Raw genomic sequence first — 15,752 nt, 5'->3', positions numbered from 1 at the left:
TTAGGTAGGCGAGGCCGTTCAGGACGAAGGCCCAAGCGAAGAACAAGTGCCAGGAGCGACCGCCGGTGAGGTCCTGATCGCTCGGAAGGGTCAGCCAAGCCGGAAAGCCTCGGTCGGCTGCCTCGCCATCGCTGCCGGCGGATGAGCCAAGATAACCCGTGGTGTCGAAGCTGCGACCCAGGACCGTGGTGACGCCCTTGGGCGGGTCGTCCTCGGTCGAGGCCATCGACATCAGCGGGGTGTCGAAGGTCGAGACCTTGCCCCAGTACAGCGCCGGGTGGGCGTTGAAGATCTGCAGGCCGCTCATCAGCAGCACCAGGAGGCAGATCGCGTTGATCCAGTGGGTGACACGGATCACGACCGGGTGTCGGAACATCCATCGTCGGCGCTCGACTTCGCCAATGTCGGGCGCGGAGCGCGTCAGGTAGGTGCGGGGCAAACGGTCTCCCTGGGCATGTCGGTCGTGCAGGGTGGAGGCCCCCGTGACGGGGCCTCCGGAAGCGTCAGCGATCACATGCCACGGTTCATCATCATCCGCTTCTTCATCATGCGGCGCTTCATCATTTGCTTCCGCATCATGCGCTTCTTCATCATCATCCGGTCACCGTGCATCATGCGGACCTGGGTGACGCCGCTCTCGGACTGAAGGCCGTTGACGGACATCGGTGCGGCGGTGGCGGAACCGGCCGCGAGGGCGATGCCGCCCAGGGCGGTCAGCGCGGTCAGGGCTAGCGTGAGCTTCTTCATGGGATATCTCCTGCGGAGGTGAATTTCTTGTTCTACCTTCAGGACAATAATATCATTCTCCTATTGTTCCGCATCAAAAAAGATCATTTTTTCGGTTTTATTATAATTTGACAATATTCATCGCATGCTGAAACCAAGGCTTCGAGCACGGGAACGACGGGAACGAACTCTCGTCGAGCACTGCTACGGGATCGGTCGGCGATAAGTTTCGGGCTCACCGCGCCGCCCGGATCGGACCTTTCGAGGTCATGCAAGCGGCGGTAGATTTCCGCGGATCCGACGGAGATCAGAAGCATGATCTCCGTCGGGCCGGCGCACGTCGAACCGGCATCGTCGCATCAGGATCACCCGTCGCGTGGCACCGTCCACCCTGGCCTTTTGCGCTTCGTACCAGGATCAGTGCGCCCTATTGCGCACTACGGCAGGGTGATCGCCTCACGCGGCTCCGTGATGGTGCTGCCGTTCCTCTCGGCGCGGAAGCGCTTGCCCATCTCGTAGGCTTGCTTGCGCGAGCGCATGATGCCGCCGAGGGGCCGGTGCGCGGCGAGCCCGTGCCAGGGGCTGAACGACAGGCCGTCGTCGACCGCGCTCGACCGGGCCTCGCTCCAGGCCGTCTGCGGCTTCACACGGATCCGCGCCACGGTCTGGTACAGACTCTCGCTCTCGGGCCAGACCGTGGCGGCGTTCTCGACCGGCATATCGTCCAGGCCGGTGCATAGCTGCGCCCTGACCTCCCAGAGCCCCCCACTCGCACGGAAGAACTCGACGACCGCCTCCCGTATGGCGTTCGGGCCTCCGTCCGCCCGCAAGGCTTTGTCGGTCAAGGCCGTCAGTTCGGGCGCGACCGGCGCCACGCACAACTTGGCGACGTAATCGCCGAAGCGCACGGGAACCTGACTGTAGAAGGTCTCGCCGAGGATGTGGGTCTCGGGCTGGCCGCCCATCGTCGCGACGGTGGCGTTGGGCGCACCGGTGGTGGAGACGATAAGATCCTGCACGCCACGCATCGCACCCGAGACGACCTTCTTGAAGCCCTGCACCTTGTCGGTCGTAGCCGCGAGCAGCTTCAGGGTGGCGAGGAAGGCTTTCGGTGTCGGCGCGCCGAAGGCGGGTCCGTTGACCAGCACGAGGTCCTGGGTGACGTCCCCTTCGGAGCCTTCCAGCCGCTCGCCCTCGACGCCAATGATCTTCACGGCAAGGCCGCGGGGTGTCGAGACGCTGTCGTCGAGGATGTCGCCAGGCAGGGTCGAGAGGCGCATGATCACGGGATAGGTCGCCGGTTTTGAAAACAGGCCCTGTGCCAGCATGGACGGAAGCCCCGAGGCCACTTCAAGCTCGCCCTCAAGGAAGCCGTGGCTCTTGGCGTGGACGCTGCGGATCGCGTGGCCGCCGTCCGCCAGGGTCTTTTCGCTGACCGAGCGCATCGTCTCCATCAGGCCCTGCGCCGTCTCAGCCTCATCGTCGGCGACGGTTTCGATGTCTGGACTGTAGCGAAGGTAGAAGGCACTCGCGTCGATCATGATAATTCCTCGGGGCGGGAGCAATTGCACGACCGAGGACCGGTCACCGTTTGTCGACGCCCACTGAACGTTGCCAAGACAATGCGACTTCGACAGTTCCAGGGGCTCGGTCTCGTCGAACGCTCGCGGACGTGATCCGAACGATGGAGCACCAAGACGGGGCCACTCGACGTCTTGACGGGATCAGGTCGGTTCTGTGGGAGGCTCGCTCTCGATGCGCTCCGGCTCGCCTTCGTCCATTCCGCCCACCAGACGAAATTGGCTCGGCGCGGCCCCGAACTCTACCTCGAACGCCTTGCTGAACGCGCTCCGGCTCGCATAGCCCACGGTTGCGGCGATGACCTTCACCGGGAGGTCGGTGCCGCTGAGGAGACGGGAGGCGATGCGGAGGCGAACCCTCTGGACGAACTCCATCGGGCCTTGCCCGAAGGCCGTGGCGAACCCTTCTGCGAAGCTGGTCCGGCCCATGCTCGCGAGGGCCGCCAAGCTGTCGACGGAGTAACGCGCACCCGGCTGTTCGAGGATCGCCAGGACGGCGCGGGCGAGCTTCGGGTTCTGCAATGCCGCCAGGATCGGGGATGTGAAGTCGCTCGCCACCAGTTGCCGGCGCAGGAGGAGAATGAGACACTGCTTCATCAGCACCTCCGTCATCGCCTGTGTCGCGAGATTGGGGCTCACGACCTCGGCGAGCATGAGCTCGAAGGCGTAACGTAGCACCGGATCCGAGGGAAAGGTCTCCACCATGGGGGCTTGGAACAACTCGAACAGACCCATCGCACCGGTGTGGGTGTCGGCGATCTGGCCGCACACGAAAAGCGCGTCGGGGCTCCCGTCACCCGCCGTGAAGGAGATCAACCCGTCACCGTGAAGGACGCAGTGATCCTCGGCGCGGACCTCACCGATGCAATCCTCGGCAGCGCCAAGGCTGTGCGAATGTCGTGCCGGCACGACGATGATAGTGTGCGGCGCGAAGGACCGCCACGGTCCGTGCCCGACCCGGAGGCTCCCGGTTCCACGCAGCACGTAATGGACGGTGATCGCCTCGAACGGACTGAACCCCAGGCGCCACCCGCGCTGTATCGTGCAGACGGAGAACGAGCGCAGCCGCACCGCGAGCGTGACGAGAAGGCGGTCGAGAAGATCGGCTTCCATGGTGGCAGACTATGCGGCATCGAGGTCGAAAGCCCCAGTGATTTCGAGCAGACGGGGGCGGTGAAGCTGATACGCTGCTTTCGACCGAGGCCGTGTGAGAACGCAGATCCGTCAGGTTCAAGGCGAAGGTCCTGAGAGTGTCGCAGAGCGAAGTGGTGGCCTTCAGGCCCGGATCGCCGCCGTCAGCGGACCGACCCCGAAGATCTGGATCATCCGCTTCATGTTGTAGGCCAGAACCTGCAGGCTCATCTCTGTTCTGACCTTGGCCAAGGTCCGGGTCAGGAAGTGGGTCGCTCCCATCCAGGCCTTCAGTGTGCCGAATGGGTGCTCGACGGTCTGGCGACGGATCTTCATCGCGTCCGGCATCCGGTCGAGCCGCGCCTGCATCGCGTCGAGGACGCCCTCGCGCACCCAGCGTTTGACACGCCGCGTCTCCGCCGGCGTGCAGCGGGGCTTGAGCGCGCAATCGAGACAGGCCGTCAGGTTGCGGTAGTGGTCCATCTCGTCGCCCTCGGCCCGGCGATCGGACCGGGCCGGCCCCTTGGTCAGGTGCTGGCCGGCGGGACAGATGTAGTGATCCTGTTCGGCGTCGTAGACGAAGTCCTGTCCCGTGAAGAGGCCACGCTTGGCATGGCCCGAGGTCAGGATCTTGGGCACGCACGGCAGCACCCCGGTGCCCTCGCAGGCCAGCACCTGTTCGCCGTTGAGGTAGCCCCGGTCGGCCAGCACCGTGAGCGTGGCGCATCCCGTCGCTGCCTGCGCCAGGAGCCCCATCGGCGCGAGCTGCGCCCGGTCGCTGCCGACGTTGATCACCGCATGCGCCACGATCAGGTGGTGGTCGGTATCGACCGCGGCCTGGACATTGTAGCCGACCATGCCGGTGCCCTTGCCGCTGGTCGCCATGGAGCGCGCGTCGGGATCGGTCAGCGAGACCTGGCCGTCAGGTGCGGCCTCGACCTGCCGGCCTCTCGCCTGGAGAACCTGCATCTGCTCGCGCAGGCCCGCGATCTTCTGCCTGAGCCGCGTCGTGCGCGCCTCGGTGATGTCGCTTGGCTCGCGGTCGGCCCGGTCCAGCGCCGCGAGGTAACGGCCGATGCTCGCCTCGACCTGCGCCAGGCGCGCCTCGACCTTGGCGGCGGTGAAGTTTCTGTCGCGGTTGTTGACCGCCTTGAACTTGCTGCCGTCGATGGCGACGACCGCCTTGCTGAACAGGTTCAGCCGACGGCAAAGCACCACGAACTGCGCGCAGGCGGCCTGGATGGCCGAACCGTTGTCCTTGCGGAAGTCGGCCAGCGTCTTGAAGTCGGGCCTCAGCCGACCGGTCAGCCAGATCAGCTCGATGTTGCGCTGGCTCTCGCGTTCGAGGCGCCGACTCGACGGGACGCGGTTGAGGTAGCCGTAGAGATAGATCTTGAGCAGGATCGCCGGATGGTAGGCGGGACGGCCCGTTGCTTCCGGCACGGCGCCCGCGAAGCCGAGCGTTGTCAGATCGAGCTCATCGACGAACACTTCGACGAGGCGAACCGGATTGTCGGCGGTGATATAGTCGTCCAGGCAATCGGGAAGCAGCGTGATCTGCTGACGGTCCTCACCTGCGATGAAGCGCTTCATCCCGACCTCCAAGATCGGAATTTACCCTATCAGATCAGCACGTTTTCACACAGCCTGGACCCTTAGCGGGCCCGACGACGATGTCCGCTTCCATGGATCGCCGCCCCAAAGCGGACTGACGGCAATCCTGAAGAGTTTCGGTCGCCGCGAGGCGTACGAAAGTCGTGGATGAACGAACCCGCGGGATGGCGGGCGGTCCTATGGGGATTTGGGCTGGGCGTCGCCCCCAGGGGCGGGGCAACGGTGGGCAAACCTCGCCAGTTGCGAGGCTGAGGGCTGCCGAAATGGCGGGCCCCCGGAGCTTGGCGAAGCCGACCGGGGTTCGACGATCGCGGTTGCGCGGCCCATCCTGGCATTCGGCACACGGTGAGGCATGCCCCGGGGCGCGGCTCCGCGGGTGGTTGGCGGCGTCAGGCCATGCCGGGTCATGGCGAACCGGCCCGGTGCGACGTGGAGCGGAACGGCGGCCCCCGGGGCTGATGCCAGCCCGCGAAGGCCCCGACGATCATCATGGGACCGCCGCAGCAGGGGCAAGGCGAGCGGGCCTTGCCGGGGCTGTCCTGCGGATCGGGCGCGTCGGCGGTGGGGCGAGGCGGGGCCGGGACGCCGAGGATCGCGCGGATGTGGGCTAGGGCCGCCTTCCGGTTTGCGCCCGTGAGGAGGCCGTAGTGCCGGATGCGGTGGAAGCCGCGCGGCAGGACATGGAGCAGGAAGCGCCGGATGAACTCCGTGGCCGACAGGGTCATGACCCGCGGCCGTCCGGCCTCGTCGCGCCGGTAGTCCTTGACGCGGAAGCTGACACTCGCCCCGTCGAAGGCGAGGATGCGTCGGCTGGAGATTGCGACGCGGTGGGTGTAGCGCGCCAGGTAGGCGAGCACGGCCTTCGGCCCGGCAAACGGCGGCTTGGCGTAGACCACCCAGCGCTTCCGGCGCACCGGGGCGAGCGCGCGGGCGAAGGCCCTGGGATCCGAGAGCGGAGCCAGGGTGCCGAAGAAGACGAGCGTCCCGGCCGCGTGGAGGGCAGCGAGCCCTTCGAGGAACAGGCGGCGGAACAGCTGGCCCAGGACCCGCACCGGCAGGAGGAAGCCGGGGCGCGCGTCGATCCAGCGGGTCCCGTCCGGGGAGAGGCCTCCGCCGGGGACGATCATGTGAACATGGGGATGGTGGGTCATGGCCGAGCCCCAGGTATGGAGCACGGCGGTGAGACCGATGCGGGCCCCGAGGTGCTTCGGGTCGGCGGCGATCCGCATCATGGTGGTGCTCGCCGTTCGGAACAGCAGGTCGTAGACGGCGGCCTTGTTGTGGAAGGCGATGGCGGCGATCTCGGCCGGCAGGGTGAAGACGACGTGGAAGTAGCCGACCGGCAGGAGGTCGGCCTCGCGCGCGGCGAGCCAGTCGCGGGCCGCCGCGCCCTGGCAGCGGGGGCAATGCCGGTTGCGGCAGGAGTTGTAGGCGATGCGCAGGTGGCCGCACGCATCGCAGCCCTCGACATGGCCGCCGAGGCTGGCCGTGCGGCAGTGCTCGATCGCCGCCATCACCTTGAGCGCGGCCAGGTTCAAGTGACCGGCCCCATCGGCGCGATAGGCGGGACCGGCGGCGCGGAAGACGTCGGCCAGTTCGATGGTGGCGGCCGTCGTTGTGCCCGTCGTAGCGGGCATCGCCTCAGCCCGGCGCGGGCCCCTGCCTGTGGAACAGGGCGAGCCTGTCGAGGGGGCTGGTCACGGCCCGCACCGTCCGGGTGGCGACCTTGACGTAGAGGGCGGTGGTGTCGAGCCGGCTGTGCCCGAGCAGGACCTGGATGACGCGGATGTCGACGCCGTCCTCCATGAGATGGGTGGCGAAGGAATGGCGCAGGGTATGGGGACCGACACGCTTGGGGATCTGGGCCAACCTGGCCGCCTCCACCACGATGCGGTGAAGCTGGCGCGTGCTGATCGGCCGGGCCCAGTCCTGTCCGGGAAACAGCCAGCCCTCGCGATGCAGGACGCCCTGCCGGTGTCCCTCGGTCCACCAGCGCCGCAGGAGACCCAGGAGATCGACGGACAGCATCGCGTTGCGGTCGCGACCGCCTTTACCCCGCTCGACCCGCAGGAGCATGCGCGTCGAGTCGACATCGCTGACCTTGAGCGCCGCGACCTTGGCCACCCGCAGTCCCGCGCCGTAGGCGACCGACAGGGCCGCCAGATGCTTGAGGCAGACCGTGGCACCGAGCAGCCGCCCAACCTCCTCGGCGCTCAGGACGTCGGGCAGCGGGCGCGGATGGTTGAGGCGGACCAGCCTGCGAGCGAGATCGGGCCGCTCGATCGTATGGACGAAGAAGAACCGCAGGGCCGAGACGATGGCGTTCATCGTCGGCACCCCGAGGCCGACCTCCTGCTGCGCGATCTGAAAGCGGCGCAGGTCGTCGACGGTCGCCGTGTCGGGCGAGCGCCGCAGGAACGTCGCCAGACGCCCGACGTCGCGGATGTAGTTGCGCTGCGTCTCACGGGAGAACCGGCGCAGGGTCATGTCGTCGATCAGGCGCTGGCGCAGCGAGCCGCCGGCAGCGGCGGGAACGGCGAGGATGGTCATGGGATGGCTCCACTCGAAGTAAGGGAGCCGGGATCGTCCGCCCGGGCTGGGCGGCGCTCAATTGGCGCAGGGCGCTCGGGTCAATCCGCCATCCTCGAAGCTCCCACCCATCCCGCGCGAGCGGGTTCGTTCATCCACCCATCTGAGACGCTTACGCAGGCGGTCTGCGGCGGCTGATGCTGGCCGAAAGCCGCCAGTCTGCTTCGAACAAGAACTGCCGCCAAAGCGGACATCGAAGTGGGCACGACGCTAATGCTGCTACCCCGACCTCGCCTTTCTCAAGCTGAAAGTACCTTCAGCCTCTCGGCCAAAGTCGCCGATGCGAAGTCGCCGCGATTGAGGATCTGGCTGGCGCCGCGAAGCTTCCTACGGTCGTCCGCCGAAAATTCGCGACCCGTAAGTACAATCACTGGGATGTCCGAACAGCCGGGTACGGCTCGAACGCCCTCCAGGAAACCGAAGCCGTCCATGATAGGCATATTAAGGTCGACGATCACGACGTCCGGCCTGGTATCTGCCGCGTGCTGCAAGCCTTCTTCACCGTTCGCGGCTTCCACGACCGACCAGCCGTCCTCCTCTAGGGTGGACCGCATCGCCATGCGGGTCACAGCATCGTCTTCGACTAGCAGCACGGTGCCGCGCCGGTCCGTCTCCGCCAGCCTGAACTGGTTCACGATCTTGCCGAACCGTGACCAGTCGACCGGCTTCAGCATGTAGTCCGAGGCGCCAAGCGACGCTGCAAGATTGCGCTGGTCGACGGACGTCACCATCACGACCGGGATCGACGCAAGCTTTTCGTCCGCCTTGATCTGGCTTAGCACGGACCATCCGTCCACACCCGGCATCATCACGTCCAGCAGGATGGCCCGCGGCCGCAGCCTCCGGGCGAGTTCGAGCCCGCTCCTGCCGTTCGCCGCTGTTTGTACCTGGAAGCCCTCGCGATGAAGGAATCTCGTGGTGAGGGCAAGTTGGTCCGTATCATCGTCGATGACCAAGATGACATCGCCTCCCACTTCGTCGTCTGCGATGACGTCTGGATCAGGCGATGCTTGCTCGTCGGTTAGGGGAACGAAAGTCGCTGGCACAGTGAACGTAAAGGTGCTGCCCTGGCCCAGGACGCTGGACACTGTGACCACCCCCGCGAGCATGTCGGCGAAGGAACGCGTGAGCGAAAGACCAAGCCCAGTCCCGCCGAAGTTGCGCGTCGTGGAAGCATCAGCCTGCTCGAAACGCCGGAACAGGCGTGACACCTGCTCAGCTGTCATGCCTATCCCGGCATCAGAGACGGCGAACGAAAGCCGGTCGACACCTGAGACGTCCCTCGTGCGCGAGGCGGCAAGTGTGATAATCCCGCTTTCCGTAAACTTGGCTGCATTGCTGAGGAAATTGAAGAGCACCTGCCGCGTCTTGGTCAGATCGGAATGCATCCGGCCCAGCTCGGGTGCCAGCTGCAATTCCAGCTTATTACCCTTCTTACCGATCAGCGTAGCGACCGAACTCGCGACGTCGCGCAGCATGTCATCCACCGCGAAATCCTCGGCGTAGACCTCCATCTTGCCGCTCTCGACCTTGGAAAGGTCCAGCACGTCGTTGATGAGCCCGAGCAGGTGACGGGCGTTGCGCTCGACCTTGCCAATGTCGGCCACAAGGTCCGACGCATCGCAGCCGTCCGCGATCTCCTCACCCATCATCTCGCTGTAGCCGATGATGGCAGAAAGCGGTGTGCGGAGTTCATGGCTCATATTAGCCAGAAAATCGCTCTTTGTCGTGTTAGCCTGCTCGGCCGCTTCCTTAGCAGCCTCCGCCGCAGCGTTGGCGCTGGTCAGCGCCGCCTCCCTATCGACGAGGACGTGGTTCGCTGCGTTGAGCCGCTCCAACGTAGCTTCATTCTGCACGACGGAGCGGCGCAACGCATGGCAGATCCACACCATGGTCGCACCGACCGTCACGTACTGACCCAGCAGCGCGACGTCGACGCCGCCGAGTATCCCGTCGCGCGTGTAGAACCACGCGGCGATCAAAGTGGACAACGACAGCGCCAGCGTCCCGGCCCCCCAGCCGAAAGCCAGAGTGACGACCATTAGGACAGGAATGTACAGCAGGAACGGAGCGACATGGGCTGGAGCCAGGAACCGAACGAAGGTCATGGCGCCGATCAACAGCAGCGTGACACCGTAGTCGGTTACCGGCGAATGACGCCGGCGGGCGACCGTCCCGATCAATTTGTGCAAGCTGCTCATGGGTAGTGAGTGTCACGACCCGCTAGCGATGGAAAGCGAGCGGTACCCGCTTCTGCCAGCCCTGAACGGAACGAACGTCTTCGCGGGTTGTCCGGTGCGGTAATCACGCTCAGCCGGGCGAGCCGACCGCGTTTAGCGTGCAGTGGCCGACTGGATCTGGCCGAAAGCAGCTGGTCCGTTTCAGCGAAGGTCGGTTTGAAAAGCGGCTATCCGGCTTACGACCCGACCCAGTCGTACGAGATGACATCGTTGTTGCCGGGAAGCGAACGTAAGCCCCTGTTGTCGCGGACGGTGGGAAGCCGCCGAAAACGGCACGTCTAAGTCCGATTAGGCTGTTCAGAAAAGCAAACAGACGCTTGTCAACCCTAGATCAACATTCATTGTAGCTTCGCAAAATCGACCCTCCGCACCCTCGCGAACCACTGAATGCGTCGTTCGCGCAGTTTCTGAAGGGGCATTCACCCGTCGAAAGAACGGATTTCTACAGGTCACGATCGTCCGGATGTACGATGCGTCCATCCGTGACACGCGTGGTGAGACCCCGTGAATCGAAATACTCCAGCACTGGCATGGTCAGGTTCCGGCTGATGCCCGTCGTCTCGCGAAAGCGGCCGACTGTAAGGATCGACTGGGGATGCGCGGCGGCCGCCAGACGTGCCCTTTCCGCCAACTCCGACAGGACCCCGGGCAGCACGTAGTAATGTCCCGACACCCGCCGCAGCCATCCGAGGCGGCCGAACTTGTCGAGATGCGGCCGCAGGGCCTCCGGTTCCCTGTGGACCCGCGCCGCGAGGTCCGCGAGGCGCGGTTGATCGAGACCCGCTTGTTCGAGGACGGCACGAACGGCCTCATAAAGGGTGGCTTCCGGCGCGGCGAGGCGCACGGCATGTCCGGCGAGATGGTAGAGCGGCCCCCGCCGTTCGACGCGGCCCTGGCCGAGGAGCGGATCGAGTGCGGCCTGCAAGGCGGGGCGTTCCGGGGCGGGCACCCGCCCGCCGATTTCCTCGATTGTCAGCCCCGGATTGTCGGGCTCGGACTGGTGCGAAGCGTCGAGGATCGCGACGACGGAAGCGCCGAGAGCGGCGACTCGCTCCCTGGAAAAGCCCAGGCGCCCGCGCGGAGCGTCCACTACGACGAGGCCGACCTCCAGCGACAGGACCTTCAACTCTTCCGCCGGAACGTTGCGCGACCGAGCGAAGTGATCGAGGTCGATGCCCGCCTCTGCAAGAGCGAGGACGCGGGTGAGCGCCGCAGCGTGGTCAGGCGTGTCCAGGGCCGCGACGGCCCCGCGCCGCCCCGGTGCCCAGGCCCCGCGGCGGGGGCCCTCGATGTCGATGACCCGCCCCCCGCCGAGGGTACGCGAGGCCGAGACGTCGCGCAGCACGAAGCGGTCGCCGTGCAGCGCGCCGAGGCTGCCGTCGAGGACGATCCGCGCCGTCACCGCCGCGCCGGGCTCGACGGCGGTGCCCGACGGCAGAAGCACCCGGCCGGTCGCCGATGCGGCCCCGAGATGAAGGTGGACGGGCGTTCGATGGCGCAGGGGACGGGATTCGCTCGGCAGCACCCGCAGCGACACGTCGAGTTGGCGTACGGGTCCATGAAGTTGGGACGCCAGGATCCAGTCTCCGCGGTGGATGCCGGCCCGTGAAAGCCTGGGTCCGGTGAGGTTGAGCGCACACCGCTGCCCGGCCCCGGCCACGTCGCACGCTTCGTTCCCCATGCGCAGACCGCGCACCCGCGCCTCGACCCCGCTCGGGGATACGACGAGCATGTCGCCCTCGTGGACGCTACCGGAATGGACGGCCCCGGTGACGACGAGGCCGGCGCCGACGACGCTGAAGCAGCGGTCGACCGCAAGTCGGAAGCCTCCCGCCGCTGCGGCGGGGGACGGGTCGGCCGCGGCCCCTTCGAGATGCCGGGCGAGATCTGGAATGCCGGCGCCGCTCAGCGCAGAGCAAGCGATGACGGGCGACTGTGCGAGCCCTGTACCAAAGAGCGCCGCCCGAATCTGCGCGTCGACCTCGGACAGGCGCCGGGCATCGACCCGGTCGCTCTTGGTGATGGCCACGAGGCCTCGACGGAGGCCGAGCAGGTCTAGGATCGCGATGTGCTCGCGGGTCTGGGGCATCACGCCGTCGTCGGCCGCGACGACGACCAGCGCGAAGCCGACCCCCGTCGCGCCGGCGACCATCGTCCGGACCAGACGCTCGTGGCCGGGCACGTCGACGAAGCCGACCGTGCGGCCGCCGAGGCCGATATACGCGAAGCCCAGGTCGACGGTGATGCCGCGGGCCTTCTCCTCCGGCAGGCGGTCGGCATCGATCCCGGTGAGCGCCTTCACCAGGGTGGTCTTGCCGTGGTCGATATGGCCGGCGGTCGCGACGATCATGGTGTCCCCGCTCCGGTCGGCCTTGCGCGAACGGCAGGCGGCGCGGGGAGCCCCGCGCCGCCTGCCGCCTCAACCCTTGATCCGGGTCTCGGCGAGTTCCGACATGCAGGTATCGTAGGCCGTGAACGCGATCCTGTCGGAAACCGCGAACAGGGTGCAGGGCGAGTACAGGAACAGGGCCTTAGCCTTATCCTGGACGTACCGCTCGACCTCCCGGGTGACATCCTCGACATCCTCTCCCGTCGCATGCAGGAGCTTGGCGTAGAGGGCATCGAACCCCGGGTCCTCGGGACCCTGGCGCAGGGTCGCGTCCTTCCCGAAGAACTCCCGGTGGACGCAGGCCACGGGATACTGTGGCGTCCAGTCGAAGTACCATTCGAGCTTCACGTCGAACGTGTCCGGCACCCCGTCCCGGTCGCTGACGTATCGAACCGAGAGCCCGATCTCCCGAAGGCACCGACCGATCTCCTCGACCACGCCCTTCCAGGTGGGCGAGGCCACGAACACGAGTTCGCGTCCTGCAAGCCCCGCCTTCTCCAGGACCGCTCTGGCGGCAGCCGGATCGTGCGGCAGGGGCGACATCCCCGGGTCCGCGCCGTAGCGGCCGGGCTGGATGAAGGCGGAGATCACCCGGCCGTAGCCGTGCGCGCCCTTGTCCAGCACCCGTTGCCGGTCGATGGCGAGGTTGAGCGCCCGTCGGGTCTCGGGATCACGCCAGGGAGAATCCTCGCGCCTCTCGTCGAACACGCCGGTCAGGATCGCCTTGGCGAACTTCGTCTGGATCTTCCCCTTGTCGGATGCGGGAAACCCCTTGGCCTCATCGGGGGTAAGGTCGAACACCACGTCGACCCGGCCGTCACCGGCCGCCACCGACTTGATGCCCTCGGCCTTGCCGATGACGTTGTCGTAGACGATTCGGACCGTCGGCCTGCGGGCCGGGTTCCAGTACGTCGGGTTGGGCTCCATGACCACGCGGTCGGAGCAGCTATCGATGAGCGAGACGCCCTCGGTGAGCACGAACGGGCCAGTCCCCCACGGACCAGGCGCATCGATCACTCACCAATGGCCTTCCGCCGACCCGGTCTTCGGATCGATGAAGCCCCACTCGTTCCAGAACCGCGTCGAGGGCAGGTGCATGCCGCGCAGCTTCATTAGCGCCGCGGAATCGCCGCCGGGGAAGCGCATGCGGATCGTGCGGTCGTCCACCGCCTCGCAGGTCACGTCACGGGCGAAGTTCAGGAAGGCGCCCGGCGGATGCGGGTTCGTCCACTCCTGGACCTTGTCGAAGCCGAGCTTGAACATCGCGGCGTCGAACGTCTCGCCATCCTGGTAGACGGCCTCGCGCATCGTCAGTTCGAGGGTCTCGCCGTCGAGCCAGCGCCAGCTCTCCGCCAGGCTCGGCTGTCCAATGCCGTCGTGATCGACGCGGTTGGCCTCCTCCATCGTATTCCAGGTGATGGACAGCCAGTTCACGGGCGACGGGTCGACCACCGTCACCGTGTTGTGCGGTCCCCATCGGCTTCCGCCGGGATCCGCCGTCGCATGCGCGTCCATGGCTCCTCCTTCTTGTTTGATGTCCGCACGGCGTGCGGTCGCAGTCCGAGCCGGTTCGACCCGAACGGTGGGAAGCTAGCGCGCGACCGCATCGCGCTCAATCGATCCGGACTCACCATTTGGTGGGTGGCGCCGTTTCGGCAGCGTGACTAGGCGGAGAGGGGGCCCTCACGGCCAGGAGAAGCGGATGTTACCTTCGCGCAGGCCTGCAAGAACGACCTCCACACCGCCAGACCTGACCATCCATTCAAGACGGTGGTCGCGGTATTCCCGGCGCCTTCCGCCGGTAGTGTAGAGGTCGGACGCCGCGATCAGATCCTGACCCGTCAGGCTGACCCACTCGGCGCTGATGTGCGACAGGGAGCCCGATGCATCAATGGTGAAGATCATCGTCGCCGCCTCCACCGCCCCAAATGGGCGGTTCGAGGTTGAACGTGGAAAGAGATGCGCCGTTCATGGGTGATCATCGTTTTCGGCTTCAAGCAACAACCCAATGCGACAGGTACCGAGCGCCCGATTTCGACATCTACGTCGGGACTTGGTCGATGCTCGCGGTATCCTCCTCCGCCACGCCGTTCTCGCGATGGCGGAAGGCGCTCAGGGCTTTGTAGACCTGGAGCCGCGCACGCATGACGGAGCCGAGCGGCCGGTGTGCTGCGAGGCTGTGGGCGGGCCGGAAGGTCATCACCTCGTCGAAGTACCGAACCCGGTCCGGCGCGTAGGCATCCTGCCGCGGCAAGCGCAGCGTTGCTACCGTGCGGTAGGGGCTGATCGACACCGGCCAGTCGACCGAGGCGTCCTCGATGGGCTGCCTCTCAGCATCGGCCCAGAGCTGCGCCTTCAACTCGAAGACCACCTCGTGGTCCCGGAAGAAGGCGACCGTCGCATGGCGAAAACCGTCTTCGTCCTGGTGCGGGTCGAGGCGCCATTCGGACAGTGCGCGCTGGCTTTCCGTCGACGGCACGGCCCCGAGCTTGGCGACGTAGTCGCCGTAGCGGACCGGCGCCTGGCTGAAGTAGCTGTCGGCCAGGGGATGGCTGTAGGGATGGCCGAAGAAGTCGGCGAGTGCGCTCTCCGTGCCGAAGGCGTGCAGCACCTTGTTCAGGTTGCGCGCGGTGGATGAGACGCCACTCTTCACGCCCTCCGGCAGCCCGGTCGATTTGCCGATGACGGTTCCGTCACGCAGGAAGCCGGCCGCTGTACCAGAGGGAAAGGTGGTCCCTGTCGCGAGGACGAAGTCCTGGGTCTCGACGGCGTGGCCGGGCAGCTTCTCGCCGGGGACGTCGAACACCTTGATGGACATGCCGCGGTGGGTCGAGACGCGGTCGCCGAGGGTCTCGCCCGGACCTTGCGCGAAGCGCACCGCGACTGGGTGGGTGCCGGGGGTGGCGAAGAGCCCTTGTGCCAGTTCGGGCGGCAGACCGGCGGCGATGGTCAGATCGCCGGTGACGCAGGCCGAACTCTTGGCGTGGCTGGCGCGCACGGCATGGTGCTCGCGAGCCTCGACCGTCTCGGATTGCTGCGTCATGCCTTGGATGATGCCGTCGATGGTCTCCTGCTCGCCCGCGGCGGCATTCTCGACGTCGGGGGCGTATTGAAGGTAGGTCATGGTCACCTCGGTGAATTGATGAGGGGCAACGCAGGCCGGCCGCAGACCGTGCGACCGACCCCTGGAAGGACTGCCCTCAGACGCCGCGGGCTTGGTCGGGATGGCGGCCCTCGGCGAACTCCTCGACGATCTTGGCGCAGAAGGCCGGCAGGTCCTTCGGGTTGCGGCTGGTAACGAGGCCCTTGTCCGTGACGACCTCCTGGTCGACCCAGGCGCCGCCGGCGTTCCGGATGTCAGTCTGCAGCGTGGGGAACGAGGTCAGCGTACGGCCCTTCACGACGTCCGCCTCAACCAGCGTCCACGGCCCGTGGCAAATCACGCCGACCGGCTTGCCTTGGGCGAAGAAGTCCCGGACGAAC

General features: G+C 66.5%; 12 protein-coding genes and 1 pseudogene. All 13 read right to left on the bottom strand.

Annotated elements, in window-relative coordinates:
- Positions 1-439 (bottom strand): cytochrome b/b6 domain-containing protein (locus tag MKL11_RS22245; protein ID WP_243947383.1); only part of this gene is annotated, 439 nt, incomplete at its 3' end.
- Between the two features lie 71 nt (positions 440-510).
- Positions 511-747 carry a hypothetical protein gene (locus tag MKL11_RS22240; protein WP_092044225.1) on the bottom strand — a complete coding sequence of 79 codons (237 nt, stop codon included), beginning with the start codon at positions 745-747 and terminating at the stop codon, positions 511-513.
- A 416-nt stretch (positions 748-1,163) separates the two neighbouring features.
- On the bottom strand, positions 1,164-2,267 hold the full coding sequence (locus MKL11_RS22235; protein WP_243947381.1) for a catalase family protein: 1,104 nt from the start codon (positions 2,265-2,267) through the stop codon (positions 1,164-1,166).
- Between the two features lie 183 nt (positions 2,268-2,450).
- Positions 2,451-3,419: an AraC family transcriptional regulator gene (locus tag MKL11_RS22230; protein ID WP_091713661.1), complete on the bottom strand. Its 969-nt coding sequence runs from the start codon at positions 3,417-3,419 to the stop codon at positions 2,451-2,453.
- A 162-nt stretch (positions 3,420-3,581) separates the two neighbouring features.
- The gene (locus tag MKL11_RS22225) at positions 3,582-5,030 is read right to left on the bottom strand and encodes an IS1182 family transposase (RefSeq protein WP_243947379.1); all 1,449 of its coding nucleotides are present in this window, start codon (positions 5,028-5,030) and stop codon (positions 3,582-3,584) included.
- 425 nt (positions 5,031-5,455) lie between these two features.
- Positions 5,456-6,688: an IS91 family transposase gene (locus tag MKL11_RS22220; RefSeq protein ID WP_243947378.1), complete on the bottom strand. Its 1,233-nt coding sequence runs from the start codon at positions 6,686-6,688 to the stop codon at positions 5,456-5,458.
- Between the two features lie 4 nt (positions 6,689-6,692).
- Complete coding sequence (locus MKL11_RS22215) at positions 6,693-7,601, bottom strand: tyrosine-type recombinase/integrase (protein WP_243947376.1); 909 nt, start codon at positions 7,599-7,601, stop codon at positions 6,693-6,695.
- 278 nt (positions 7,602-7,879) lie between these two features.
- The gene (locus MKL11_RS22210) at positions 7,880-9,841 is read right to left on the bottom strand and encodes a response regulator (protein ID WP_243947374.1); all 1,962 of its coding nucleotides are present in this window, start codon (positions 9,839-9,841) and stop codon (positions 7,880-7,882) included.
- Positions 9,842-10,322: 481 nt separating this feature from the next.
- Positions 10,323-12,230 (bottom strand): selenocysteine-specific translation elongation factor, encoded by a 1,908-nt coding sequence (gene selB, locus MKL11_RS22205; protein ID WP_243947371.1) that lies wholly within the window; start codon positions 12,228-12,230, stop codon positions 10,323-10,325.
- A 69-nt stretch (positions 12,231-12,299) separates the two neighbouring features.
- A pseudogene (locus MKL11_RS22200) lies at positions 12,300-13,673 on the bottom strand (ABC transporter substrate-binding protein).
- A 279-nt stretch (positions 13,674-13,952) separates the two neighbouring features.
- Positions 13,953-14,174 (bottom strand): hypothetical protein, encoded by a 222-nt coding sequence (locus MKL11_RS22190; RefSeq protein WP_243947365.1) that lies wholly within the window; start codon positions 14,172-14,174, stop codon positions 13,953-13,955.
- Positions 14,175-14,310: 136 nt separating this feature from the next.
- Positions 14,311-15,393, bottom strand: coding sequence for a catalase family protein (locus MKL11_RS22185; RefSeq protein ID WP_243947363.1), 1,083 nt, complete (start codon positions 15,391-15,393; stop codon positions 14,311-14,313).
- 76 nt (positions 15,394-15,469) lie between these two features.
- On the bottom strand, positions 15,470-15,752 hold a 283-nt coding region (locus MKL11_RS22180), incomplete at its 5' end, for a DJ-1/PfpI family protein (protein ID WP_243947361.1).

Source organism: Methylobacterium sp. J-077, assembly GCF_022829365.1.
Classification (GTDB): Bacteria; Pseudomonadota; Alphaproteobacteria; order Rhizobiales; family Beijerinckiaceae; genus Methylobacterium.
The sequence above is the reverse complement of the archived record's forward strand: the minus strand, read 5'-3'. Positions and strand labels throughout refer to the sequence as shown.